Annotated in this window: 32 protein-coding genes; 8 read left to right on the top strand and 24 right to left on the bottom strand. The window is 37.6% G+C overall.

Annotated elements, in window-relative coordinates; translation table 11 throughout:
• Positions 1-124: 124 nt before the first annotated feature.
• The 4 genes from ACXAE4_RS10775 (at position 125) to ACXAE4_RS10760 (ending at position 2,491) form a co-directional block, all read left to right on the top strand.
• Positions 125-334 (top strand): hypothetical protein, encoded by a 210-nt coding sequence (locus ACXAE4_RS10775; RefSeq protein ID WP_028414606.1) that lies wholly within the window; start codon positions 125-127, stop codon positions 332-334.
• A gap of 4 nt (positions 335-338) precedes the next feature.
• Positions 339-863: a hypothetical protein gene (locus ACXAE4_RS10770; protein ID WP_028414607.1), complete on the top strand. Its 525-nt coding sequence runs from the start codon at positions 339-341 to the stop codon at positions 861-863.
• A gap of 238 nt (positions 864-1,101) precedes the next feature.
• Positions 1,102-1,995, top strand: a complete 894-nt coding sequence (locus ACXAE4_RS10765; protein ID WP_205664244.1) for a tyrosinase family protein — start codon at positions 1,102-1,104, stop codon at positions 1,993-1,995.
• A gap of 292 nt (positions 1,996-2,287) precedes the next feature.
• Positions 2,288-2,491 (top strand): YjcZ family sporulation protein, encoded by a 204-nt coding sequence (locus tag ACXAE4_RS10760; RefSeq protein WP_375164330.1) that lies wholly within the window; start codon positions 2,288-2,290, stop codon positions 2,489-2,491.
• 57 nt (positions 2,492-2,548) lie between these two features.
• Here the strand turns inward: ACXAE4_RS10760 and ACXAE4_RS10755 are convergent, their stop codons facing one another.
• From ACXAE4_RS10755 to ACXAE4_RS10740, 4 genes are all read right to left on the bottom strand, one after another.
• A complete protein-coding gene (locus ACXAE4_RS10755; RefSeq protein ID WP_028414610.1) occupies positions 2,549-3,526 on the bottom strand; it encodes a ring-cleaving dioxygenase in 978 nt (325 codons plus the stop codon).
• 213 nt (positions 3,527-3,739) lie between these two features.
• On the bottom strand, positions 3,740-4,363 hold the full coding sequence (locus tag ACXAE4_RS10750) for an FMN-binding negative transcriptional regulator (protein WP_228307347.1): 624 nt from the start codon (positions 4,361-4,363) through the stop codon (positions 3,740-3,742).
• A 273-nt stretch (positions 4,364-4,636) separates the two neighbouring features.
• The gene (locus ACXAE4_RS10745; protein ID WP_098999213.1) at positions 4,637-5,014 is read right to left on the bottom strand and encodes a hypothetical protein; all 378 of its coding nucleotides are present in this window, start codon (positions 5,012-5,014) and stop codon (positions 4,637-4,639) included.
• Positions 5,015-5,037: 23 nt separating this feature from the next.
• A complete protein-coding gene (locus ACXAE4_RS10740) occupies positions 5,038-5,211 on the bottom strand; it encodes a glycine zipper domain-containing protein (RefSeq protein WP_167387325.1) in 174 nt (57 codons plus the stop codon).
• A 293-nt stretch (positions 5,212-5,504) separates the two neighbouring features.
• Between ACXAE4_RS10740 and ACXAE4_RS10735 the strand changes: the two genes are divergently transcribed.
• On the top strand, positions 5,505-6,077 hold the full coding sequence (locus tag ACXAE4_RS10735) for a CBO0543 family protein (RefSeq protein ID WP_028414613.1): 573 nt from the start codon (positions 5,505-5,507) through the stop codon (positions 6,075-6,077).
• Positions 6,078-6,253: 176 nt separating this feature from the next.
• On the opposite strand, the gene phaZ is transcribed toward ACXAE4_RS10735, so the two are convergent.
• From phaZ to ACXAE4_RS10720, 3 genes are all read right to left on the bottom strand, one after another.
• Entirely contained in the window at positions 6,254-7,150 is an 897-nt protein-coding gene (gene phaZ / locus ACXAE4_RS10730; protein WP_028414614.1) for an intracellular short-chain-length polyhydroxyalkanoate depolymerase, read from the bottom strand.
• A 207-nt stretch (positions 7,151-7,357) separates the two neighbouring features.
• Positions 7,358-7,549: a hypothetical protein gene (locus ACXAE4_RS10725; protein WP_013058089.1), complete on the bottom strand. Its 192-nt coding sequence runs from the start codon at positions 7,547-7,549 to the stop codon at positions 7,358-7,360.
• 89 nt (positions 7,550-7,638) lie between these two features.
• Positions 7,639-8,169 carry an ECF transporter S component gene (locus ACXAE4_RS10720; protein ID WP_028414615.1) on the bottom strand — a complete coding sequence of 177 codons (531 nt, stop codon included), beginning with the start codon at positions 8,167-8,169 and terminating at the stop codon, positions 7,639-7,641.
• Between the two features lie 421 nt (positions 8,170-8,590).
• Between ACXAE4_RS10720 and ACXAE4_RS10715 the strand changes: the two genes are divergently transcribed.
• Positions 8,591-9,094, top strand: a complete 504-nt coding sequence (locus tag ACXAE4_RS10715) for a YehS family protein (protein WP_028414616.1) — start codon at positions 8,591-8,593, stop codon at positions 9,092-9,094.
• A gap of 1 nt (position 9,095) precedes the next feature.
• Complete coding sequence (locus ACXAE4_RS10710; RefSeq protein WP_028414617.1) at positions 9,096-9,803, top strand: M48 family metallopeptidase; 708 nt, start codon at positions 9,096-9,098, stop codon at positions 9,801-9,803.
• A gap of 53 nt (positions 9,804-9,856) precedes the next feature.
• Here the strand turns inward: ACXAE4_RS10710 and fbp are convergent, their stop codons facing one another.
• Entirely contained in the window at positions 9,857-11,785 is a 1,929-nt protein-coding gene (gene fbp / locus ACXAE4_RS10705) for a fructose-1,6-bisphosphatase (protein ID WP_028414618.1), read from the bottom strand.
• 867 nt (positions 11,786-12,652) lie between these two features.
• The gene (locus ACXAE4_RS10700) at positions 12,653-13,528 is read right to left on the bottom strand and encodes a YitT family protein (RefSeq protein WP_013058095.1); all 876 of its coding nucleotides are present in this window, start codon (positions 13,526-13,528) and stop codon (positions 12,653-12,655) included.
• Between the two features lie 289 nt (positions 13,529-13,817).
• On the opposite strand from ACXAE4_RS10700, the gene ACXAE4_RS10695 reads away from it, so the two are divergent.
• Complete coding sequence (locus ACXAE4_RS10695; RefSeq protein ID WP_025908891.1) at positions 13,818-14,018, top strand: cold-shock protein; 201 nt, start codon at positions 13,818-13,820, stop codon at positions 14,016-14,018.
• Positions 14,019-14,215: 197 nt separating this feature from the next.
• Here the strand turns inward: ACXAE4_RS10695 and ACXAE4_RS10690 are convergent, their stop codons facing one another.
• The 15 genes from ACXAE4_RS10690 to ACXAE4_RS10620 all read right to left on the bottom strand — a co-directional run bounded on the left by ACXAE4_RS10690 (position 14,216) and on the right by ACXAE4_RS10620 (position 26,276).
• Positions 14,216-14,389: a hypothetical protein gene (locus ACXAE4_RS10690; RefSeq protein WP_014459100.1), complete on the bottom strand. Its 174-nt coding sequence runs from the start codon at positions 14,387-14,389 to the stop codon at positions 14,216-14,218.
• Positions 14,390-14,596: 207 nt separating this feature from the next.
• Positions 14,597-14,800 (bottom strand): cold-shock protein, encoded by a 204-nt coding sequence (locus tag ACXAE4_RS10685; RefSeq protein ID WP_013056405.1) that lies wholly within the window; start codon positions 14,798-14,800, stop codon positions 14,597-14,599.
• Between the two features lie 295 nt (positions 14,801-15,095).
• Positions 15,096-16,499, bottom strand: coding sequence for an MFS transporter (locus ACXAE4_RS10680; RefSeq protein ID WP_028414619.1), 1,404 nt, complete (start codon positions 16,497-16,499; stop codon positions 15,096-15,098).
• A gap of 795 nt (positions 16,500-17,294) precedes the next feature.
• Positions 17,295-18,509 (bottom strand): threonine synthase, encoded by a 1,215-nt coding sequence (locus ACXAE4_RS10675; RefSeq protein WP_289578103.1) that lies wholly within the window; start codon positions 18,507-18,509, stop codon positions 17,295-17,297.
• A 369-nt stretch (positions 18,510-18,878) separates the two neighbouring features.
• Complete coding sequence (locus ACXAE4_RS10670; RefSeq protein WP_154990145.1) at positions 18,879-19,526, bottom strand: MOSC domain-containing protein; 648 nt, start codon at positions 19,524-19,526, stop codon at positions 18,879-18,881.
• Between the two features lie 20 nt (positions 19,527-19,546).
• On the bottom strand, positions 19,547-20,734 hold the full coding sequence (locus ACXAE4_RS10665; protein ID WP_154990143.1) for an MFS transporter: 1,188 nt from the start codon (positions 20,732-20,734) through the stop codon (positions 19,547-19,549).
• A gap of 63 nt (positions 20,735-20,797) precedes the next feature.
• A complete protein-coding gene (locus ACXAE4_RS10660; RefSeq protein WP_154990141.1) occupies positions 20,798-21,478 on the bottom strand; it encodes a FadR/GntR family transcriptional regulator in 681 nt (226 codons plus the stop codon).
• 138 nt (positions 21,479-21,616) lie between these two features.
• Positions 21,617-22,525, bottom strand: a complete 909-nt coding sequence (locus ACXAE4_RS10655) for a hypothetical protein (RefSeq protein ID WP_098999205.1) — start codon at positions 22,523-22,525, stop codon at positions 21,617-21,619.
• Positions 22,526-22,796: 271 nt separating this feature from the next.
• Positions 22,797-23,087 carry a hypothetical protein gene (locus ACXAE4_RS10650; protein WP_098999204.1) on the bottom strand — a complete coding sequence of 97 codons (291 nt, stop codon included), beginning with the start codon at positions 23,085-23,087 and terminating at the stop codon, positions 22,797-22,799.
• A 13-nt stretch (positions 23,088-23,100) separates the two neighbouring features.
• Entirely contained in the window at positions 23,101-23,382 is a 282-nt protein-coding gene (locus tag ACXAE4_RS10645) for a hypothetical protein (RefSeq protein WP_098999203.1), read from the bottom strand.
• A 30-nt stretch (positions 23,383-23,412) separates the two neighbouring features.
• A complete protein-coding gene (locus ACXAE4_RS10640) occupies positions 23,413-24,195 on the bottom strand; it encodes an SDR family NAD(P)-dependent oxidoreductase (RefSeq protein WP_098999202.1) in 783 nt (260 codons plus the stop codon).
• A 188-nt stretch (positions 24,196-24,383) separates the two neighbouring features.
• Positions 24,384-24,518, bottom strand: coding sequence for a hypothetical protein (locus tag ACXAE4_RS10635; RefSeq protein WP_261763710.1), 135 nt, complete (start codon positions 24,516-24,518; stop codon positions 24,384-24,386).
• 146 nt (positions 24,519-24,664) lie between these two features.
• A complete protein-coding gene (locus ACXAE4_RS10630) occupies positions 24,665-25,405 on the bottom strand; it encodes a CPBP family intramembrane glutamic endopeptidase (RefSeq protein WP_154973871.1) in 741 nt (246 codons plus the stop codon).
• 158 nt (positions 25,406-25,563) lie between these two features.
• Positions 25,564-25,785, bottom strand: a complete 222-nt coding sequence (locus ACXAE4_RS10625) for a hypothetical protein (protein ID WP_228307349.1) — start codon at positions 25,783-25,785, stop codon at positions 25,564-25,566.
• Between the two features lie 44 nt (positions 25,786-25,829).
• On the bottom strand, positions 25,830-26,276 hold the full coding sequence (locus ACXAE4_RS10620; protein ID WP_289578104.1) for a helix-turn-helix domain-containing protein: 447 nt from the start codon (positions 26,274-26,276) through the stop codon (positions 25,830-25,832).
• Positions 26,277-26,297 lie beyond the last annotated feature (21 nt).

Here is a 26,297-nt window from a genome sequence, read left to right as displayed (position 1 = left end):
TGCTAAAACCTCACCCGGGAGGGCTCATTTCCTATCCAAATAGTCGATTTACAGCAGAGATAGTGGTATTTTATATAGTGGGCATACGTTGCTTTTTATCAATACAGAGGCGGTGAACGCAGAAATGAGCCAAGATAAAGAATTGCTGTCCACGATACACGCTCTTCAAAAAGAGCTGCAGCAAGAAAAAGAAAACCGTGCGTATATGCAAAAAGATATGGACGAACTAAGAAGCGCTTTATTACAATCAGAACAAGTAAAACAAAACTTAATCGATCAGCTAGAAAAGAAAGTTGATTTGATTTTAACGTTGATTCAAAAAGGAGACGCATAAAGGAATGGATTTTTTAAAAAACAGCAAAATACTATACACCATTGTAGCACTTGTGATTGCTCTCATCGCTGTATTTACCAACAATTCGCCTATTTCCCTCATTCAGCAGCATGAAAATTCAAGCAGCACATCCAGCAGTACATCGGGGAGTACATCGGACACTACATCAAGCAACGAATGCTCTGCAGAGACTCAAAGCGACAGGTTATTTACCGGCAAAGAGCTTGTCTTACAAGAAGGAAATGATAAATACGGATATTGCCACATTGTCGCGCATATGCAAAAACCAGGAGCGGACAATTACCATGGTAAAAGCCAATTCAGCAAGTATTTAAATGAAAAACAAGCCATGTCTATTGCCGAAAAAGTCATTAACGAAGGTGAAGACGGCACCAATAATAAATCTGGCAATTACGTTAAAGAAAAATATATTAGTTCTTTAAACCAAGAAGTTAGAGTTGTGTATACCGACTACAGAGGCAAAGACTACGACTACAGTGTAACGACCATGTATCCAATAGGTCATTAACCCTAATATATACAATGAAAAAGCAGGCCCACGCCTGCTTTTTTTCATTATACCTCTTCTCATTATCTACAGCTCTAGAAAGTTAATAATTGATTTAAAGTCTATTTGATATGTAAAAAACCCAACTTTAGACTGTTAAATTTTGGAGATATGACAGTAGCACTTTTACATCTTGGACATATTCTAAATATAAAAAAGAAACAGTCCTTTGCTTCTTTTTTAAGAAAGAGGTTTAAAAATGAGTAACAAATATAAAGTCAGAAAAAACGTATTACATCTTACAGACACCGAAAAAAGAGATTTTATTCGTGCCGTGCTAATACTAAAGGAAAAAGGAATATATGACCGCTATGTAGCCTGGCATGGTGCAGCAGGTAAATTTCATACTCCTCCGGGCAGCGATCGAAATGCAGCACATATGAGTTCTGCTTTTTTGCCGTGGCATCGTGAATACCTTTTGCGATTCGAACGTGACCTCCAGTCGATCAATCCAGAAGTAACCCTTCCTTATTGGGAATGGGAAACGGATGCACAGCTGCAGGATCCATCACAATCAGCAATTTGGAACGCAGATTTTATGGGCGGAAACGGAAATCCCAAAAAGGATTTTATCGTCGATACCGGGCCATTTGCAGCTGGGCGCTGGACGACGATCGATGAACAAGGAAATCCTTCCGGAGGGTTAAAACGTAATTTGGGCGCAACGAAAGAGGCACCTACACTCCCTACTCGAGATGATGTTCTCAAAGCTTTAAAAATAACTCAATATGATACGCCGCCTTGGGATATGACCAGCCAAAACAGCTTTCGTAATCAGCTTGAAGGATTTATTAACGGGCCGCAGCTTCACAATCGTGTACACCGTTGGGTTGGCGGACAGATGGGCATTGTCCCTACTGCTCCGAATGATCCTGTCTTCTTTTTACACCACGCAAATGTGGATCGTATTTGGGCTGTATGGCAAATTGTTCACCGCAATCAAAACTATCTGCCGATGAAAAACGGGCCGTTTGGTCAAAACTTTAGAGATCCGATGTATCCTTGGAATACAACCCCTGAAGATGTTATGAACCATCGAAAGCTTGGGTACGTATACGATATAGAATTAAGAAAATCAAAACGTTCCTCATAACCCGTTCTAGAAACAGCGGTATAAAATTTAGAACAGGTAACCCCCTTCCCTTCTGACATAACTTATAAGGCCACAAGCATTGTAAAACTAAGTTCCACATTTCCATTCACCATAAAATATAGTTAATCAACCATAATTGGGCTGTGAATAAGCTTCATATGAGGACCTTCGAACATATGAATAAGTTATCAAAGCTTTATAAAAGTTTTATAAATGAAGGGAAGATATTAAAATGCATAATAACGTAAACGCACCTTTTAGTTCTAATGAAAATATGCCGTTCTCACCTGCTATGGCTCACCACGGCTATGCTGCTCCTGCTTATGACCATATGATTCCACACTGCGGATATACAATGCCGGACTATGGATATATGGAATGTGGATATAGCGTTCCTTGCCACAGAGGTAATGGTTTTGCCATTATCATCGTACTGTTTATTTTACTCATTATTATTGGTGCATGTGGTTTCGGTTTCCATCACGATGATTGTTAACCTAAAAAACTCCAGTATAAATACTGGAGTTTTTTCATGTCTTAATCGCTGCAAACCTTATAGCGTTTCGTCCAAATCTAGAGGTCTCAGCTTCTCTTCAATTTCTTTGCGCTTCGGCTCTAAAAATGGCGGCAGCGCTAATGTTTGACCCATCGTTTCAAGCGGTTCATCGGTCGCAAATCCAGGTGTGTCCGTTGATAATTCAAATAAAATGCCGTTTGGTTCTCTGAAATAAAGTGCTTTAAAATAGTATCGCTCTACTTTACCGGAATTCGGCAGACTGTTTTCATTTAATCGAGTTGCCCACTTATTGTATTCTTCTTCATTTGGCACACGGAAGGCAACGTGATGAACGCCACCGCGCCCTAAGCGAACTTTCGGCAAATCGGGTCTCGTTTCAATATGAACTTCGGCTCCGCTTCCGCCTTCACCCGTTGCATAAACCAAAATATCCTTTTGATTTTCTGCAAAAGATGGATAAGAACCTACATAGCGAAATCCCATAATGTTTGTTAGTACACCGACTGTTGGTTCTGCCGTGCCCACCGTTAGCGTGACCGGTCCTAAGCCGATGATCGCATGTTCTAACGGAATGTCTTCGCGCTTCCACGGCACGCCTGCTCTTACACCTTTTTCACCGTTGTCCGCGACAAGAAGCAAACGTGTACCTTCGTAATCTTTAAATGCTAATGTATCACGATTAGCTCGTTTAGCTATTTCTTCATATTCCACTCCGTGCTGCTCGAAGCGTTCTTTCCAAAAGTGTAGAGAATCCGTACTTTTAACGCGAAGCGACACAGTCGAAATGTCAGATGCACCTTCATGTGTTCTTGCAAGCCCTGGAATATCAAAAAACGTTACTTCCGTTCCTGGGGTCCCTTCTCCATCTGCATAAAATAAGTGGTAAGACTGAGTGTTATCTTGATTCACCGTTTTTTTTACTAATCGCATGCCTAAAACTTTAGTGAAAAACTGATAGTTTTTCTCAGCTTTCCCCGTCAGAATAGATACATGATGCAACCCTAACAATTCCATCTGATCCGCCTCTTTTCATAATATATAAATTTTTTAACTCACGCTAAAATTATCTTTAATTTAATTATCTTTAATTAAAGATAATTTTAAAGGATATACAGCCTGTTTGTCAATAACAAGAAAAGTACTGTGGACATAAAAAAAGAAACTAAAAACATATTCAGTTTCTTTTTGGATTTAAGCTACCGAATAGATCATTCTTTTAACTAGCCCTTACTTTTTAAGCGCGCGCTGCACATTTTGTTCCATCAGGGCTGCAATTTTCTTTTCATTTTCACGCGACGTCTGCTCTAATTTTTCTATAACTAGCTGCTGTCTCTCTGCTGAATGATTTTGACTTATCTTTTGTTTGCCTTCCATTTTAGTGATATCGATTTTAAATCCAACGATTCCTTTACTTAAACCATTCATATAAGCAGGATCAACGTCATTTAGTGTATATGTACTGCTCGGACTTTCATATTTCTCCACCATCTTCCTCAGCAGCCCAAGCAGTTCTGCTGGTTCTTCAATCATTTTCATCGTTCCATACACGTGAACAGCTTCATAATTCCATGTTGGTACAGCTTGATTCGTTTCATACCAAGACGGTGAAATATAGCAGTGAGGCCCTTGAAACACAATCAAAATATCTTGATTTTCAGCATCTTTCCACTGCTGATTCGGACGAGCAAAATGTCCGTATAAAGCTTTTTCTTTCCGGTTTAACATCAGGGGCAAATGAGTAGCATAAGGCTTTTCGTTATGATACGAAAACAAAGTGGCGAATCCATTATCTTCAATAAAATCATACATGATTTGTTCATCATTCACTTTAAAATACTTTGGAATATACATCGGCGCTTCTCCTTTATCTCTTATTTAGTAAAAGATATAATACTATACGCGTTTGCAACAGCGTCAGTTATGAACTTTTTATGGAGGTCAGCAAACATTTAACCATTTATGAATCGATTTTTTAAGAAGTTTATGCTACACTGGTGCGATGTAAACCGCCGATTTTTTACATGTATTTATTTAGCACATGATGCAATTAGATAGCTGTTGGCTAAATAAAGCTCCCGGAACTCAAAAAAGAAGAGCTTGTTTAAAACAGCTCATTTCTCACGTTTATCTATACAATTGAGGATTTCTTTCTCGTTTGATAGGTCCGCCTTTGGCTATATGCCACTCAATGACGCGGTCGGTTAAACGATCGTATACGTCGTCTTCTAAGTACGGATCTTCTGCCGAAGTGAACAAGATGTGAACATCGGCTTTTATTTCGGCTAACATAGCTGCGCTGAATACGTCCGGGTCATTTAATACGTCTAGTATATATAGCACTAGCATCTCAAATCCGCCGTCCCAATTGGCATTTCCGTTGCCTTGAGCTTCACAGCGAAGCTTTTCAATGGCTCGGATGACCTCGCCTTCTACGATATCCGACTGCCCATTTCTCGGAACATAGTTTAACCATAGTTCTTTTGCTTCGTCAAAATATTTCATTCTGCACTCCTTTCTTCTGAACTTTATTCTTTTTTGTTTCTTTGATTCATCGTCGTTCCAAAAACAACGCCTAATGATGTCCCAATCGCAATACCAAACCCGATATTATCCATCAACATTCCAAGAGAAGCCCCCATTGCAACACCTAAACCTAATCCTACCCCTAGATAATCTGTCTTTTTCTTTTCTTCAGACAAAAAATCACTCCTTGTTGCTACTATTTTATTGATACCTTTTATACGTAAAAAACGCGCTAAAAGTTTCATAAAAATGGAAAAAAGCAGTTACTTTAACTGCTTTTTAGATAATTAGCTGATAAACGGCCTCTCCGAGCAGCAAAATCGACGTAAGCATGCAGATAAAACCGAATACATACATCGTTTTACGTGCAGAAAAATACAAACAACTCAACAGGGAAAGGTATCCAAACCTTAAGAAAAGGGCAGTTTAAAAATAAAAAACTTTTCTTACTTAAAAAGGATGGATCACGTTGACAACCAATCAAAAGGAATATCTTGAAAAAATACATAGTATACAGGAAGATCTCTCCAAAACGTGGGCTGAATATTGGCATCACTACTCCACTCCAGGCTCTTGGCAGTTTTGGGTGACCTTGGGCGCTTTTATTTTACCTTTAGTCATTCTCTATTTTTTTATTGATCGAAAAAAAGCCTTTCACTTAGGGTTTTATGGATTTAACGTGCACGTTTGGTTTCACTATAGTGACACCGCTGGAGTTTATAACGGGCTGTGGACGTATCCTTACCAAATCAACACAATCATACCCGTAAGCTTTAGCCTAGATGCTTCGCTTATTCCCGTTGCTTTTATGCTTCTCTATCAATGGACGATCAACCATCATAAAAATTATTATTTATATGCAACGGCTCTTTGTTTATTTTTTGCTTTTATTTTCAAACCATTATTAACAGGGATCGGCTTTTTCCAGCTGCATGAATGGGCTACTTACGGTTATTTATTTGTATTTTATCTCGGGGTGATAGTGCTATCAAAATGGATTACCAATCTGTTTCTTTATTTTGAAAAGCAGCATTCAATATGATAAGTGGCATCAATAAAAAACGTAAGCACCTTCAAAAGACCTTACGTTTTTTTGCTTATTTTCTTTACTAATTGTCAGCTTCCTCAAAAAACAGCTTTCTTTTCTTAATGTTAATTTAGAACATGCTGCATCTAGCAATAATAAAACTTCTGTTACTAAGGAGAATGGCAATTTTCCTAAGCCCTGCTTAACTTAGCGTTGTATAAGTCCATTAAACTGCTTAAATCATCTAACAACGGGCAGTGGCCTACACCTTTCATGATTTTTAACGTTGCATTTTCCCCTATGCCTTTTGCGATGTCAGATGCATCTCTTGTTGAAACCATCTTATCTTCATCTCCTTGAATAACCATAGTAGGAATCGTGATTTTTTCCACCTCTCCTGTTCCTTGAACAACCCCGTTAAAATCGTTTGAAATGTTAAATCTCATGAGTGCGTAATTGATATCAATTAAGTTGCGCTGCTTGATCGTTCCTTCTAAATACTTTTCAAATTGATCAGCAGACGGCTTATTTTTTGTATATAAAAATTGACGCAGCATCATTTTTAAAAACCATGTGTTTTTTGTTTCTTTCGCGTTTTCTACCATTCTAAATGCTTCTTTTACTTCTTCTTTGGTTTGTATAAAATTGTTAGGAATAGGCAGTTCTAGAAACGTTCTTCTTGGAATGGGATAGCCTTTGATGTTGACGGAGCTTAATAGGATTAAATTTTTGGCATCATTCGGATGATCAATCACATATTGCATAGCAACTGCTCCTCCTAATGACCACCCGCTTATTGTAAAAGCAGACAACTTTAAAGCATCTGCAAACAGTTTGACATCATCTGATAAGTCTTTGATTGTGTGGATAGGTGTATGATAAGTGGAGTCTCCAAACCCTCTTAGGTCGATGGCATAAGCTGTGATGTGTTCTGGCAGTTCGTTCATTAACACATCCCAGTTAAGGGAAGAATTCATGTTTCCGTGAATTAACAAAAGCACCTCTTTTCCGCCTTTTTTCATTCGGTAATTTACTGTTTCTCCATTCGGTAATTCTACTTTTGCTTGTTCTAAAGCAGATACGGTCATCGCTATTTTCCTCTTTTCTTATATGATTAGAACGATAGCTATCTTTAATTTTTACATACCCTATTTATCTAGAGTTAAGCAGTTCAAAAGAAGTTGTACAAACACCAAGATGATTGTGCGTCATTCTATTTGCTAAAAAAAGCAGCCAAATACGCGATTCGGCTGCCTTTTTATTATGAAGAAATATACGAATGAGCAACAAGGCCATTACTTTTTCGGTGCGTCTAATGCTTGATAAGCAAGCTGATATTTCCCGCCTTCAGCCACTTCTGCATGGTAGAGAGCTTTAAGAGCAAAGTTTTTTTCAAGGCTGTGCTCTTTCATCAGTCCATTCAGCTTACCTTGCAGTTCCTGATTGTCTTTAATGAGCTGCTTCATCTGTGATTTTAGATATTTCATGGTGTTTTCCGCTCCTTTCACTTGATGAATATCTATCAAGTATATCACTTAAGGATAGGATAATGGTAAAACGACTTACGATTGACGGATTAAATTTGTACCGCTCTGTTCTTTAAGCGCCCTACAAGCGGAACGACAATGATACCGGCGATAACAACTTGCATCACATTGCCTGGTATAGAGCCAAGCGGAAGGATCCAGTTACCGTAAAGAATCACTTCGGCAAAATAGTAGCCCACGATTTTCACAATCAGCGCAGCAACAACTGCCAGTGTGTTGACAAGTGCTCTTTTACCAGGTGCTTTTTCAGAGATAAGACCTGCTAAAAAGCCCATAGCCCCTACAATAATAAACGTAAACGGTGCCCATGCTGTCCAGCCCGAGATCAGATCGAATAACCCCATTCCAAAAGCGCCGGCGATGGCTCCTGTTTTTTTACCGTAAATAAAGGCCGCTATAAAAAGAGGAACGTTGCCTAAATGGATGAGACCTCCGTTACCCATGATTGGAAGCTTTATGTTGATAAACATTGTCGCTACAAACGTCAGTGCGATAAAAAGCGCATGCATGGATAAAGCTTTGATTTTGGTTGATTCTCTTGGTGAGTATGTTGAATTCATCTGTTGACCTCTTTCTTTTTTTACTACTATCATACTCCTATTTGGATACTAAATAAATATGTAAAACTATTTATTTAGTAGGGTATATCATTCTAGCAGCACACAGAGATCCGCTAACTTCAAAAATTGTCCTATCTCTTCTTAAAAAATAAAGCTGCCTCTCCTTCCTTTAGCAGACTGCACCTCCTAATTTTTGTTATGGCAAAGTGTCTGTTCGGACATAATATGAGCAAATCGTTCTTTTTCAAGAGTTGACGAAGGCTGATAAATATGAGAAGTTATATGTTTGTAGAAATGAATGGAATAACTTAGAATTCCAGCAGAACCTGTTACTATCATTGTACTGATATTGACCAAGTCCGTTCAGATTGTGGCAGTCATAATTTTTACATACAGCAAGCAAGTTATAGGAGGAGCAAGAATGGATAATAACGATATTTTAATTAGATTACGATATGCCTTAGATTTAAAAAATACAGAAATGGTAGAGATCTTTACTCTTGGCGGAGTAGACGTAACAAAAGAAGACGTATTAAAAATCCTTACGAGAACACCGGATGAAGAAGACGAGGATGCAGTTCATGCGGACGATCATATACCGTGCACGAACAGTATGTTAGATTCTTTTTTAAACGGTTTTATTACCTTTAAAAGAGGAAAACAAGATCCTAAATCAGGGCAAGCACCTCCAGCGCCGGTTCAGAGCAATCAAAATATGTATAACGTCTTATTAAAGAAAGTGAAAATCGCTTTATCCCTAACAAGTGAAGAGATGTTAGAAGTATTTGATGACGGTGGAATACGTGTATCTAAAGCAGAATTAGGTGCTTTATTACGAAAAAAAGGCCATAAAAATTACAAACCGTGCAAAGAGAATTTTGCTCGAAAATTCCTAAGAGGCTTAACCGTACAATATAGAGGATAACATGATACACACTTTTTCAAATCAGAGTATCCATTATGAAATACGATATAAAAACCGAAGTTCTTTTGCAATTAAAGTAGACGGATACGGAACGGTCGAAGTCCTTGCTCCTAAAGGAACGTCTACTGAACAAGTACGTATGTTATTAGAGAACAACTGGGCATTGATTCAGCAAAAAATAAATGAAATGAAAGATAGAACGCATGGACCCAAGAAAAAAGTCTATGAACACGGAGAAAGCTTTTTATATGTAGGAAAAAACTATCCGATACAAATTCATCACGATTCGACCATTCCAAAGGATTCTGTAGTGTTTGAAGCGAACACGCTTCAGATTTATGTCAATCAGCACGACGATGAAGCGATAAAACAAGCGCTCAAACGTTTTTACTATCAACAATGTAAAGCGCTCGTAACCAAAAGTATCTCCTCCTATCAAAAACATTTTAAAACAAAGCCGCGATCCATCTCGATTTCCGATAGCAAAAAAGCGTGGGGCACGTGTGATTCTAAGCGTCAGCTAACCTTCAACTGGCGGCTGGCAATGGCACCGCAGCACGTCATTGATTACGTAGTCGTTCATGAAATGTGCCACATGGTTCACATGAATCATGATCGGTCCTTTTGGCGTCTTGTCGGGAAAATTATGCCCGATTATCGTGAACAAGAGCACTGGCTGGAAATGTCGAGCTGGGAAATGACGGTGTAGTGGCTACATAAAAAAGAGCAGAAGCCCCGGGGCATACTGCTCTTTTTTTATCTTTAACTATAGCGATATTTTCTTAAATCTTTTAAAATCGAAATTTCTTTTAACAATTCTTCTCCGACATTTGTTTCTAAAACCATTTTTCTTTCTAGTTCTTTATCGACCAATCGCTTTACGGATAAGACGTCCGTTCCTTCTAATAAAATATCTTCTTTTGAATTAAAGTGTTTGTGAGCAACTAGCTGCATGCCGTAAGAATTATATAATAATGTATATCCAGCGATACCTGTTGTGGATTGATACGCTTTTGAAAAACCGCCGTCAATAACAATCATCTTTCCATTTGCTTTGACCGGGTTTTCTCCTTCGATTTCTTTGACAGGCGTATGACCATTAATAATATGACCGTGATCAGGATTCAGATTAAATTCTGCGAGGATGTTTTGGCAGACTTCCTCATTTTCCCGTAAATAGTAGTATGGATTTTTCTTCTCTTTATGCGTTGCTTTATCACTGATAAAATATCGTTCAAACGTCGTCATGGCGCGTTTCCCAAAGAGTGATGAATATTCTCCTGTCCATAGGTACCAGACCATATCTGTTGCCAAATCATCCGTTTCTTCAGGGTGCGCAAAAGCCTCCTGTAAATAATGTTCAAACACATCAAGCAAGTTACGGCCTGCATACGTTTTATCTTCTATCGTCATTTTTTCCATGTTTCCTTCTTCATCTAAAGGAATGCAGCCGTGTATTAATAAGTTTCCGTTGTATTTCAAATAAAGGCTGCCTTTTTTCATAAGAAACTTCATATGTCTCGCCAGCTTTTCCGAATGCTGCACGGAAAGCAGCAGTCTTTCCATTACCTGCTCTTCTTCTTCTAATAGCTGATCAGGCTGCGCCGGATCCACCGTTGCAAAGCAGCTGTTTTCTAGCGGATATGTGTTTCCGTATATCGTAATTTCATTTTTATCATAATCAATTTTTTCAAGCAGCAGCCTTTCTGACATATTAAAGAAAGGACGTCTTTTTATAATCGGACTTTCAAGCTTGAACTGAATCATCGCAATGGCCTGATGAATTTTCGTGATTTGTAGTCGCTCGTGATCGGATAGCTTGTCACTCGAGCTTACTTTTGGTCTAAAAGCAGGATTATCATCATAGTATTTCTCCGCCAAGTTAAGCAGCGGTCTCAGGTTAATGCCATATACGTCTTCAATAATATCTAGATTGTCGTATCTCGCGCAGATCCGAATAATATTGGCAAGACACACTTTCGAGCCCGCAAAAGCGCCTAGCCATAGCACATCGTGGTTTCCCCACTGAATATCAACGGAGTGATAGTTAATCAGCGTATCCATAATTTTATCCGGTTCAGGTCCACGATCATAAATATCCCCTACTACGTGCAGATGGTCCACAACCAATCTTTGTGTCGTATAAGCTAGCCCTATAATAAGCTTATCGGCTTGCCCTAAAGAAATAATCTGCTGAACAATCTTTGTATAGTACTGTTCTTTATTTGTAAATTCATCGGTTTTATATAGCAGCTCTTCAATAATGTACACAAATTGATCCGGCAATGCTTTACGCAGTTTAGAGCGCGTGTATTTAGAAGAAGCGTACGAGATGAGATTAAGCATACGATCGATGATTTCTTTATACCACTCATATAGTTCTCGTTTGTTTCGAAACTGCGCTTTAATCAACGGTAATTTTTCTTCAGGATAATACACTAATGTCGCAAATTCATTGATTTCTTTGTCAGATAATACATTTTTAAAAAGGTCTTTGATTTTCTCTTTTACATTTCCTGAACCATTTCGCAGCACGTGCTGAAAAGCTTGATACTCGCCGTGTAAATCACTGACAAAATGTTCAGTCCCCTTTGGCAGATGAAGAATAGCTTCAAGGTTAATAATTTCGGTTACCACTTTTTCTTCCGTATCATACTTTTGTGCAAGTAAATCTAGATATTTTGTGTTCAAAACTATGTATCCCCTTTCAACGTTCACCATTTAGTACAATCACTCATCAAGCTTGTGATTATGATGTTAAATACCTTTTATTTAACTCTTCTCTTTTCTCTCCACGCCTCACCCCTTTATTTTAACCTATTTTACGTATGGGTAAAATGGTATAAAGTCTATTTGTCTATAAAGATTAACCGGTCTTGCCCCCTTGAAGATGATAGCTAGCTGCTAACAAAAAAAACCTGCTGATCTTAGTCAACAGGTTCGATACATATGAAAGAAGCGCACATAATTAAGAAAGTTTACTCCGACCTCTATACAATAGCAGAGTTTTTCTTCCCTCGCTGTGAGAAAACGCACAGCGCCAAGTCCTTGGTGGTGGTACGATAAAGATGACCTTTCTGAGACAGGAAAAGTCATCCTTTGTATGATATAAGAATCATCATTCTGTTGAATCTCTGTTCTTCTACGTTCAGAGATTTTTTCTGTTGGCTTTGTTAAGTACAGCACGAGAGGAAAGTGAATACAAATACATATGGTACACGTAGGCTATCTGAGTCTGCTGTTTGACGGCGGAAGAAGTTGCATGTGGCTTTTCCGAGTAACAATTGCTTCTATTATAATATGGAACGCTGTTGTCAAATTTCCAAAGAAGAAATACAAAGGAAAAATCATTACGTGAATGTCTGCAGGTACCCTATCTACTTTAACTCTGACCGTCTCATTTTTTGAGCATATCCGATTTTAAAACCCTCCGCTCAGCATGTGGATTTTACGATATAAAAAAGCAGCGGATGTAAAACATCACGCTGCTTTTTCTTATCTCTACACGCCTAAGTAAAAAAGGATGTGGTAGAGTGTTCTTACAATGTATTGATGATGTTAGTGAATATTATTCTTTCGGAAATTACCGCCTTTAACTTCGGCTACGTCATATACCGTAACAAAAGCCGTCGGGTCAATTTCATTAATAATTTCTTTCATTTTGCTTTCTTCCAAGCGGTTGATTACACATGTGATTTCCTTGAATTTCTCATGGGAGTATCCGCCGTAAGCTTCTTTATATGTAGCGCTTCGACCTAAACGATCACGTATTGTCTCTACCATTAACGCAGGCTGAGAAGTGATAATTTGGAAGGTTTTCGATCCGCTTAGACCTACTTCTACGATGTGAATAACTTTGGATGCAATAAAGTATGCAATTGCAGAAAGAATCGCGCCTTGCAGACCAAATACTAGTGAAACAAAAATAAAGACAAACGCATTTAAGAACAAAATAAGATCACTTGTTCCAAACGGCAATTTTCGAGAAAGCAGTACAGCTAGCATATCGATGCCATCTAGCGCGCCGCCATTACGCAGTGCAATTCCCATTCCAAAACCAAGGATAATACCGCCGACAACGGTTACGAGTAGTGTATCTCCTTCAATAATCGCTGGAGTATGATGCATGAGGCTTGTACCGACAGCTAGTGAGACGATTCCGAGGATGGAAAATATAGCAAAACTTTTCCCGATTTGTTGATATCCTAACCATACAAAAGGAATATTAATAACGGCAATGAGAACTCCTAGTGGTAAGCCAAATAGGTTTGACGCAACGATACTAATGCCTGTTACTCCTCCATCTGAGACGTGGTTTGGAATTAAGACAGTTTCTAAGCCGTAAGCTGCAATAATCCCTCCGATAATGACCATTAGTGCTCGGAAAGCAATTTTTAGCCGCTTAGGCCTGTGGTGTTTTTTAGTTGTGTTCATATAATTCCTCGCTTTTAAATGTTTTTTACTATTTAAGTGTACCACAAACATTCTCTTTATTTGAACTGAGGAGGCTTACGTATCGGTTTTTAGCTCACATAGTGCAAAATAGACAAAGGATAACTTCTAGCTGTACAGACTCTATCCTTGCAATACGTCATCATTTCTGTTAAGTTTAAGGAGAATTATTTTTGTTCGGTAAAGATTGATAAGTTACATAACTTTCGTCTATAGATTTGAGCAAGGATAGTAACACAATGTGTGCGTGTCACACTAGGAGGCAACAATTATGGAACAAGGTAAAGTAAAATGGTTTAACGCAGAAAAAGGTTTTGGATTCATCGAACGCGAAAACGGAGACGATGTATTTGTACATTTCTCAGCAATCCAAAGCGAAGGCTTCAAATCTTTAGACGAAGGTCAAGCAGTTACATTTGAAGTAGAACAAGGTCAACGCGGCCCTCAAGCTACTAACGTTCAAAAAGCGTAATCCGTCATAAATAGAAAAAGACAGACTCCATGGAGTCTGTCTTTTTCATTACTTTGAAAATGTAATAATAAAACCCTATCCACTGAGGAATAGGGCTTATTAATACAAAAATAGTAATCGGTAATACAAATGGTAAACTCAGTATAGCATAGTATTGGCGGAATCCAAACTATAAATCAATATTTCTTCATGAATAATTATGATTCGTGCTTCATTAACTCTTCTTCAAAGAAAAATGTACTGGGATATTTATCAACTGTATAAGAATATCTTTTCATATTTTTCACATAATGACTTTTTAAGATGATCACTATTTCATTAGATGCTTTTATACTTACTGTTTCTCCATTAGCAAATAAGCTTATACTCATATCCTTCATCCTCTCTCATATCAAAAACAAGCAAATTTTTAACTTTATTTATCGGGAAATATAATGTGCATCTTATATTTGAGACGTTATCAGCATTCTGATAGTCGGCAATCTTTTCCAACGGCTAGTCCAGCGAAGATTTCTTTTTTAATTATTAAAATCCAAAGCAAAAAGACCCCTATGTGGAGTCTTTTTACGTTGGATTAATTATGCTACTTTATGAACGTTAGCAGCTTGTGCTCCGCGTTGACCTTGTTCAATGTCAAACGTTACTTTTTGACCTTCTTCTAACGATTTAAAGCCTTCACCTTGAATAGAGCTGAAATGTACGAATACATCGTCTCCGCCTTCAATTTCGATAAAGCCGAAGCCTTTGTCTGCATTAAACCATTTCACTGTACCTTGTTCCATAATAGTGCCTCCTGGTGTGGAATACTCCACGGTTGTATTACTACCCTTGTCCAACCATACTATCTTAAGATAAAAAATTCTATTGAAGAGATTTCTCTTCTCTCAATCCTATACCGAACAAAAATAATTAATTTAATCGTAACATACGGAACCGCAGATAGCAAATACAGGAAATGGAATAAATCATCGAACGATAAAAAGAGCCTTCTCTTTGTAGCTCTATACAAAGAGAAGGCTCTTTTTGAGTGTTCCTATTTTACGCAGCAGTGAATGTAGCAGCTGCTTATTACTTACTTTATTTTTCTGTTTGCTCTGTGTTCCACCATAATGAATCTTTTGGATTTTCAACCGCTTCATTGTACTCAGACTTAGAAGCAACTGTAGGGTATGAACCTTTGAGTGATTTTCCTGCCGTGTTCGCAAACAGGAACAAGATTACGAAAAATCCGATGATGCTCACAATCGTTAAATAGAACGCTGGAGCTAAGTGATTGCCCGTTGCGTGAACTAACCATGTCGCAACTAATGGCGTCGTTCCACCAAAGATAGAAACTGAAACATTAAACGTAATCGCTAATGTTCGGTAGCGAATATCTGTGTAGAACATCGTTGGCAGCGTTCCTGGCATTGTTCCTTCATACGTAGCAAGTAAAACACCTAGAATAAGAATACCGATTGAAATAAAAACCAAACCATTTAAGTTGATTAAATAGAACGAAAAGGCTGACAGTAAGCTCAATCCGCCTAAACCGATTAAGAAAACTTTCTTGTTTCCGATTTTATCGCTCAATTTTCCAAACATAAGAGCAAGCGGCACCATTAAAATCATAACTGCCGTAATTAATACCGTACCAACTGTGTTTGATAAACCAATAATTTCATTCAAATAAGAAGGCATGTACGATAATAGCATATAGTTTGTAATGTTAAAGAAAGCCACGGCTACGAAACAAACAAACACATCTTTTTTGTGATTTTTTAAAATAGAGAGGAAGCTTTCTTCTTCAACTTCGTCTTCGTTGGAAAGTTCATTTTCAAAAATAGGTGTTTCCCCTAAACTTCTTCGTAAATAAAAACCAATAAGTCCTAAAGGCAATCCTAATAAGAAGGGAATTCTCCAGCCCCATGAGGCCATCTGTTTATCCGAGAGAACAAAAAACAGTAAGCTGGCTAGCAGTGAAGCAAGAATATAGCCAACAAGTGTACCGATTTCTAGTCCACTTCCAAGCACATTTCGCTTATTGTCTGGAGACGATTCTGCAATATACACCATCGCACCAGCATATTCACCACCCGTTGAAAAACCTTGAATGATTCGTGCAATTAATAAAAGGATGGGTGCCCATATACCGATTTGATCATATGTAGGTAACAACCCAATGAGTAATGTGGAAAAGGCCATTAAAATAATGGTGGTGGTTAAAACGACTTTCCTTCCTAACTTGTCTCCAATTTTACCGAATATAACACCGCCTAATGGACGCATTAAAAAGGCAATCGCAAATGTGGCAAATGTGAACACTAATTTGAGCTGATCATTTTCAACTGCACTAAAAAAGTTTTGACTAATAATTACGGCTAAATATGAGTACAAGCCAAAGTCAAACCATTCCATCGCGTTTCCTACTCCTGTAGCAAAGACGCTTTTTTTAGCTTTATCAATATCTACGACGTTAATTTTTTTCTTGTTAAACTTCATTTCATCACGTCACCTCCGCGGTATACGATTATACAAGACTGAGTAGTAAAGTCAAATTTGACTTACTGTAATTCACACGTAACTGTCTTGGAACACTACTTATTTTTAAGTAAAAAACAAAAAATATTCATCTGGCGGTAAATATAAAAAAGGTTGCTGCTAAAGGGGTTAGAGCAAAAAAATGCTAAAGAATAATCGTTGATAAAGAAATTAATTAAAAATAAAATAATTTTTTTATTTCAACGTACAATTCACGGATCATAATTTCCACTCAGATCACCTGACAATTATTGTCACAACCCATTAGATACAAGCTTCATTTTTGCAATGAATACACGGTTTTCATTACGAAAATTATGTAAACTTAGTAATAAATTATAAAGCTCGTTCTAATAATTGTAACAGTGTATGATTCTGCCCTTAGAACAAAATTTCAAGAGTTGGCTGGGTTCGGGGGATAAAAATTCAGCTCCTTTCTCCCTATCGTGGTTCGTGGCTTCATGGAAGTTTTCTACCGTAAAAGCAAACTGGTTTACAGCGCTGCTTTTGTCATATTCTTCAAGCTTTGTAATATGCTCGCTCAACCTCCTCACCAAGCTGTTTTTCCAAATTGAAAGATATCCTCTTTCTTCTCTTAGATACCCTCTAAGACAAACTTTAAACCTACATTCACTCATATAGTTTTGAACATAAAGATTCACACTTATTACAATTATTTACATTAAATAAGTGTGAGTGTGCGATGACATAAAAAATAGACCTCCACTTAGGCGGAGATCTATTTTTTCACTTGCTTTATTTTTTAGTAAGGCTGCCATTTCGCTCTAAAATTGGTACTTCAATATCTACCGTATTTGGATATTTAACTCCAAGCCCTGTATTTAAAGCAACAACCGTTTCGTTTTCTTTAATCCAGCTTTCTTCTCGCAAACGGCGTGCAGCTAAAAATGTAGCCGCACCTTCCGGACAAATAAACAATCCTTCAAGCTGCGCAACCTTTTTTTGTTCTTCCACAATCTTATCTTCATCGACCGCAATCGCACATCCATTTGTATTGTAGACTGCTTCTAAAACAAGAAAGTCCCCGATTGCTTTTGGTACGTTGATACCAAAGGCAATGGTTGAAGAATCCGGCCAAAATTCAGATTCTTGTTTTCGTTCATTCCATGCTTTTACAATAGGCGCGCAGTTTTCAGCTTGTACCGCAACTAAACGAGGAAGATCACCTTTAATCCAGCCAAGCTCTTTTAATTCATTTAACGCTTTATAGATTCCAATTAAGCCAACGCCTCCTCCTGTTGGATATAAAATCACATCAGGAAGATTCCAAGAAAACTGTTCAGCAATTTCTAAGCCCATTGTTTTTTTACCTTCGATTCGGTACGGTTCTTTAAGCGTAGAAGCGTCATAAAGACCCCATGCTTTAATAGCCTCGCCGACAATTTTACCCGCATCGCTGATGAGTCCATCGACTAAGTAAAGTTCAGCTCCAGCAACAGCACACTCATTTCGTGTAATAACAGGCGCATCTTTTGGCATGACAACGGTTGCTTTTATGTCAGCGCGTGACGAATACAGTGACCAAGCAGCTCCTGCGTTGCCATTTGTAGGCATCGCTAACTGTTCAACGCCAAGTTCTTTTGCTTTTGACACCCCTACAGCGGCGCCTCTAGCTTTAAATGATCCCGTTGGAATAATGCCTTCATCTTTCATATATAAGTTTGGAATGTTCATTTCTTTCCCTAGCTTAGGCATTTTTATAAGCGGAGTCATCCCTTCACCTAAGGACACGACGTTTTTTGGATCTTCTACTGGAAGCAGCTCATGATATCTCCATAAATTTGGTTCTCTGCTTTGAACAGCTTCTGGAGTCAAGTTAGCTTTCAATCTCTCTAAATCATACGCTACCAATAGCGGTGAGCCACATTCACATAATTGATGTTTTTCTTTTGGACTATATTCTTTTTTGCATTTAGGACAATATAAGTGAGAAACATAACTAAACGGCATCATACACACTCCTTTAAATTCTGTAAACATACTACCCTATATACATTATAATTTATATTATTTTTATCAGAATTGTAAGGTATGATTTACCCATCATTTTATTGAATATTTTAAAAAGCATAAAATACTATTAAATTAAGATTTTATGCTTTTTCCTACGTTGTTTATATTACTTTTTTAGAATTAACCTCAGTAAATTTAAATAAAAATGCGAAAAAGAAACGCACTTCACACTTTAAATATAGGAATAATTATTTTAGTGTGTTAAAAAGCGACTTGAAGGAGGTAACGAAGGGCAGTGAGTGCACTTTCGATGCTGAACAAACGTAATAATAGAATGTACACTTATATAAAACTCCACCTTCACTATTATTCAGAACGAAACTGCTTCAATAAGACCTCTCTTAAACTAGTAGACAAGGCCTCTGCTTGCAGAACTCTATCCAGCTTCTCTTTATTAAACCGGTCTTTGAATTTTACGTCGTTAACTGTTGCTATAGACACTTCGTTCGGATCTTTTTCAAGCAAGATCAACTCATCTCTCACTGAGACGATGCCTTCTTTTAAAACGCGAAATAAAAACCCTGTATAGCCTGTTTCTCTCATTTTCACGACGATATCCGGCACTTCATATTTTGCAGCAAGCTTGTAACAAGGATTTCTAGGTTCAGATACTTGAATAATAGCCTCACCAAATGCAAATATATCCCCGACGTGCGCGTTTCTTTCTGTTAATCCAACGGTTGTGATGTTTTCTCCAAACAACGCGGTTTTAACAGGGTTTTGGATGATGTTATTCCAGTATTCATAATAATCATAAGGATACAGACATAGCGCTTTATCCACTCCTCCATGATCTTTATACGCCTGCTCGTCACCTTCTAGCCCCAACTTACTTAAAAAGACGGGGGCATCTGCTGCTATTTTTCTAATAGCTGATTGAAACGTTCGTTTTCCATACGTAAGTGTTTCAATTTTTCCGTAGTTAAGCGACTGAACTTGATAGTGATCTGCCATATGCTCTCTCCTTTTTTAAATCAATAGATTTTTTCATCATGTGATAATTCTTTCACCTCTGAGCGCTTGTGCATGAATGCAGTAAGCACTAGCAAACAAATTGTTAAAACAAGTAAAACAAAAAATAACGGCGTATTTGTATGAAAGATATCGCGCACAAAACCAGATAAAACCGGAGCGCACCCTCCTACAATATATCCCCCTGATTGCATCATAGCTGTCCATGAGCTCGCTTCTTGAGACGAACTTGTCTCGTTTAACGGCAGCATAAGTGCTAAAGGAAAAAGTCCTCCAAGCCCTATTCCTAATAGTATCGAAGAAAACCAAAGACTGGTTAAAGGATAGAGAATGAAAACTAAACCCGCTGATGCAAATAATGTACTGCTTACAAGCCAAAAGGTTTGGTTTTTATAATAATCGGCTAGCGTTGGAATTAAAAAGCTAAACGCCATTTGAACGAACGTAAAAACGGTAATAAGCGTACCCGCTTCTTGATTGCTCATGCCCAAATCGTGTGCGGCTGGCGCTAGCCATGTGGTCACAGAGTAAAAAATGCCGGCCTGCAGCCCAAAGAAAAGCGTAAACACCCAGGCTTTTTTATTTTTTAACGGCAACTTGTTTTTTCTGGAGCCAAACGCTTGCTGAGATTTACGCGCAATCGGAGACCAAACAATGAGAGCAATCACGGCCAGCACGCTCCAGCTAGCAAGAGCTACATTCCACGAATCGTGTAGTACATGCTGCAAAGGTACCGTCAGCCCCGCGCTTAACGAAGCGCCCGTTCCCATGCCCACGGAGTAAATTCCGATCATGAGGCCTATTCTATTCGGAAATTTCTTTTTGATAAATCCCGATAACAGCGGTCCAGCGATGGCAATACCTACACCTAAAAGAAAAGCACTGCTTAAAAGAACAGATATTGAGTGTGCGGCCACTCTCATACACGTCGCGATTCCAATCACCACTAAGCAAAAAGAAATCACTTTTTCAGCTTCCCACAGCCCTTCAAGTTTTCCTGTAAACAATGCAAACAACCCCATACATAACACAGGAATAGCTGTTAAAAAACTAACTGTAACATTGCTCAATCCCAGCTGATTACGTATGGTTTCAAGCACAGGCGATACGGATGTAATACCGATTCGTAAATTAATTGAAACTAAAAATAAAGCAATCACGTACACATATATTCTCTCTTTTGACTTCATGTTGTTATTCCTCTCTCGTTGATTCAGTATATCATCTGATGTTTAACTTTTTAAAAAAGGAACTTAGATAAGCTCCAAATTTTGACCGGCATATTTTTTTGCTTGTTCTGTATCTCCATTCAAAATAGCGGTAAATAAGTTTTCATGAATGGTGGAATTATCTTTATAATCAACCGTTTTTAAAATCAGCTGACTCAGCGTATGTCGCAGTACAGGCACAAACGATTGATATAAATCCATTAAAACATTATTTTTACTAGCTTCTGCAATCGAAAGATGAAACTGAATATCCGCTTCTATATATTCAGCGTAATTGCCTTTTTCAAGCTCTTTTTTTCGTTTATCTAAATGCCCTTTCATCTTTAACAAGTCTTCATCCGTTCGACGCTGCGCCGCTAACATCGCCACTTGCAAATCGAGCATTTCACGTGCTTCATAAATATGATCAATATCTGCCGTTTGAAGTCTTGTTTCAAACGAATCCTGTGTAAAGCTAAGAGACTTAATTCGCGTTCCTTTTCCTTGTTTCACTTCTAATACATTTGCATGAACAAGAATTTTAACCGCTTCTCGCAAAGTAGATCGCCCTACGCCCAGCTCTTCCATTAGCTGAGGCTCCGTTGGAAGCTGATCTCCTACCTGATATTGACCTGAAAAAATTTTCGTTTGAAGCTGCTCTAGCACCTCATCCACTAGCTTTCGACGCGGTACTTTTGAAAACGATTGTTTATTATGTATATTCATCTGCTCATCTCCTGTTTATATCACTTTTATGATAAACAAATTTCGTTTTTTTAGCAAGGTTGCTAGTTCGATTCTAGGGAGACAAAAAAGACCATTCTGAGCGAATTACCATTAAAGATTGGATTCAACGGCTCGTTTTTAACTTTGCGGCTTAGCTGGGTAGAAATCAACTATACTAGGAACACTTTCATACACAGAATTAGCGTACTCCTGCAGTTTTTTTAGAAAAAGTACAATCTCCGTACTTTCCATTTTCGCATGAGTAAGATGAAAAATATTATCTTTCCCGATAATCAGCTCGTCTTCCAATACATATAGAGGTAAAGTTCGGAACACATACCAAGGATAATAGAGAGAAACAAAGGTTTCTCTAAAGTAAATTCCATTTTCACAAACAATAATTCCGTCCGTTTTCTTTAACGGGAACGTACATAAAAAAGCAACAATCTTTTTATTAGCTTGTAAATTAAAATACCGTATTATTTTCTTTTTTAAGTCTAAAGAAATATGTTCATCTACTAACAGACCATTATTCGGTTCAAATGCTTCCTCATATTTTTCAAATAGCGCACTTATACTATTTAGCTCATGATAAGTTACAGAACAAGATACGTTCTGATGCTTTAAAAGTAATTCATACGAATATTCTTTTAAGAAATCTCTTATGTTTGTCAAAAGATCTATAAATAACAGGGATGGGTAATTGCTTCCTCCACCTATTAAAAATGCTTTTACTTCATCAAAGTGAACTTCAACTTTATTTTGAATTGTAATCCGATTTACTTTACGGAATTCAGTCCATTCTATATTACCTAATCCATTACCTAAACTTCTCCATCTTAATCCTTTATCAGTAAAATAAACTCCAACCTTTCCTGATCCTAATATCGTACAGTCAAGAAAAGCAATAATTTCCTCATTCTCTCCAATTTCAAATCTTTTATTTGCTTTGGACAAAATAGAGGCAGGAATTTCTTCAATGTAAAATTTGTCTTGCTGATACCTTGAGCATAATTCAGTTAAATAATTAAATTTTATTTCCTTCATTCTAACAATCTCCGTTCATTTTAATAGATACTTTCAATATTTATTAAAACATAATTTTTACCTTTTATTCCATTAAAAAGAAGAATCTCTTTTATCTCTTCTTGATATTTAGATTATTAGAGTACCTAAGGTTTATTTATATAAAAGTCGTTCTAAAAATTGAAGACACCAATCCAAATTTAACTTGAATTGGCGTTTTTTATTAATTAAAGATTTTAATTTTGGAGTAATATTACTATCAATCAAACTCTTGATTGTTCTTTCTTTTTTCTTAAATAGATTTATTCACACTCTCTTTCTTAAAGACTCCTATTAAAAGCGTAACAAGTCCTACTAAAAAGAAAAAAGGAAATAATAGCATCATTAAGGCAACCCCTGCAAAACCTTCTTCCTGACTGATTGCATACAGAACCGAAACGACCCATGAAAAAAATGGGGCTATGATTAATATAATCGTTGTTCCCCACACTATATATTTTCTTTTAGCTGTTTTTCCTTGGCTTAGTCCGCTTGCAAACATCAGACCTACTACTAAAACAAGTAATGCCACTCCAATTGCCATTTTATCCCCACCTTTACAGCGTTTTCTTTTTTGCCTCTTGTACGGAAATGAATACGCTTGTAACAACAAGTAAGAGTAAACCTTCTCCGATAATGATTAAACCTTTTATTTGAATGTCTAGAGCATCAAGCCCGCTTATTTTCGCAAAAGCGTAAAAAAGTAGAAATAAACCGAATAACACTGTAACGAAGGAAATAACCAGCGCGGCTATTCTATTGTTAAATACAATACTTACAAAAAGGATTACCACAAATATGATACTAATGGCCATACAATTAGTAAGAATGAAAGACATACGCATCCCCTCAAATCTCTTTTCATTCCATTATTGTGACTCAAACCTAAACCCAATCCCGCCGTCTACAATAATGTTTTGACCCGTAACAAACGATGCGTCATCCGAAAGGAGCCATTTTACTGCTTTTGCGGCTTCAAGCGGATCACCAATTCTGCCTAGCGCGTTTAATTTTTGATAGGATTCATTGAGCTTTTCTTTTTCCTCTGAAGATAGAGCTAAAAACTTTTCTTCTAGCATAGACGTCCGAAATGCACCTGGACACAGAGAGTTAATTCTTATGTTTTGATGGCCATATTCCTGAGCAACTGACTTTGTTAAAGCAATCACACCGCTTTTCCCAGCCGCATATACGCCTGTCCCTGCTGAACATAAAATAGCGTCCATTGACGACGTATTCACGATGACACCGCTGTTTTGTTTGGTCATGACCTGCAGCTGATATTTCATACAAAGCCATACGCTTTTTAACGTAACGTTTATTAAATGGTCAAAGTCTTCTTCTTTGAATTCATGGGTAGCATTAGAAGCTGCCTCCGTGTTAGCCGCATTATTAAAGCCCACATCAATTTTTCCAAAAGTAGAGTATGTGTGGCTCACAAGGTTTTTGACATCTTGACTATTCGTTACATCCGTTTTAATAAAAAGAGAGTGAGGAGACCATTTTCTTAATACAGAAAGAGCTTCTTCTCCTTTTTCACTATTTCTAGAAGCAATCACAACATGCATGCCCTCTTTTGCGAGTAATTCCGCTGTTGCTAAGCCAATCCCCGACGTTCCACCCGTAATAATCCCTACTTTTTCTTCAAACATATAGTTCTCCCCTTTTGTGTTCAATAAGATCCCAAAAAATTAAATTTAGTAACATTAGCCATAGAAGTTATTCAGCTTTGGGTAGATTAATACCTGCTTCGAAACACTAAAAAGAGAGTGAGACACAACTAAAGCATTTCAATCTAAAGGCGAGCAAATCGGATACATGAGCTAGTTTGGGTCACTCGCTACACCGCTGTTGATTTCCGTGCAAGGCTTCGCTTTCCGCGGGCGGCCGCTGAGCCTCCTCGTCGCTTACGCTCCTGCGGGGTCTCACCTATTCCGCTTTTCCCGCAGGAGTCTTCGCCTTGCCCTCCAATCAACTGCTAGACGCACGTACCCACATAAACGAAATCTACGTTCATCCCAATAACAAAAAATCCGAACGAGTTTGATTCTCCATCAAGAATCTCCATTCCTTGTTCGGATTCACCTTCAACTAGACTACTTTTGTCACAACCTCTTTTAATTAGCCACTAACTTGATGATGAGAAACAGATAAAGTAGATTTTCGATTCCATAAATAAAAGGCATATCCGCTTAAAAATAGAAGCAGCGCGTAATTAACAAATAAAGAATCATTTGCGTTGACAGGGCTTGTAAACTGGAGAAAATTATTTAAGCCGTGAAATACGATCGTCACTCCAATCGATTGACCGTTAACGATCAGTAAAGCCAAGACCAACCCAATAACAAATGCAAATAGAATTTGAAAAATTGTATTTGCTACCGATTGACCGCTTAGCATATTCAAACTGTGCGTAAAGGCAAATAGGAACGATGAAAGAAGAACCGCCACTTTATAGCTTTTTGATAACAGCAAATTCAGCATAAATCCTCTAAATACCATCTCCTCTACAAATGCTATGACTAGAGTTTGGGTAAGCAAAATAAGAACAATATCTGCAGTAGAACTTCCGTGTACACCTTTGTTCCCGATGAGGATAATAAGCAAATACAAAAGAAGCGGAGAAAGAACGAGGATTCTTGTTCTAAAGGACATGTTTTGTTGAAAGGAGAAAAAATGCTGCCACTTTTTTGTTTTTGTTAGATAAAAAGCTATTCCTATTGCTAAAGGGACAACTCCTAAAAACTGAAGATAATGTGCAGTAGGATGCGTCATGCTCACGTATGCACCGTTTACCACAAACCAAAAGATAACTAAGATTTCTAGGCCAATAACTTTCCATAAAAGCTTTGACTTGATCATCACTACACTACCTTTCTACTTTAGGCTTCATTGATAACCTATATTCGTTTTAAGGATTTTATATGTTTTCACCTTTTTATCATTCAAGCTCAAAGACCATGTGAGGCAACGCTTTTTCCTTTTAAAATAAGAAGATCGTTCCTCCTTTTTTACTGTGATTACACAAGATACAAAAATGCACAAAACCCTGCCCATGTGACGTAATCACTGAACTCCATTTTTTTATCGCCTCTCACGAGTACATTTACAGCCCAATTTAAAACACTTCCCTCAGACGTTTTATCTACATATTTTCTCGCTAAAGCGTATGCACCCACTCGAAATAAGTAATAGCTGATTAAACATAAAAAAGAGATGGTCATAAAATTTAACTCTTTCACCTTGTACACCTCATCGTTTTTGTGTTATTACATAACATTGCTTTTTATTTCTGTTCATAAAAATCTTTTTTGACACCTTTCAAAAGCTTTAAGATTTCTTTATAAAAACAGATAATTAACATTCCAGCGATGTTTGTCACCATCATAATCATAAGATTGCCGATGATGAGACTCGGAAAATTCCCAAAAAACATGAGGCCAATTCCGATATAAAAGCCTGGGTGAAGCAGCTTATCGTCGTCTTCTTTTTCTTCTTCCTGAATGTTTATTCTGTTTTGTAACGCAGCATCATTTTTAATAAACTCATTAATAGTTGTTCCATAGATGTCGCTTAAGTTTAAAAGTTGTTGGATATCAGGGTAGCTCTGATTACCTTCCCATTTATGTATGTGCTGTACCGATACACTCAGCTGTTCAGCAACCTCTTCTTCTGACATTTTTTGTTCTTCTCTTAATTTTTTTAATTGATTTCCTAGCCTCAACTCATTCACCTCTATAACTGTGGCAGCTTG

It is taken from the genome of Priestia sp. ABM2_011, from assembly GCF_056158845.1.
This window is presented reverse-complemented; position numbering and strand designations above follow the sequence as displayed.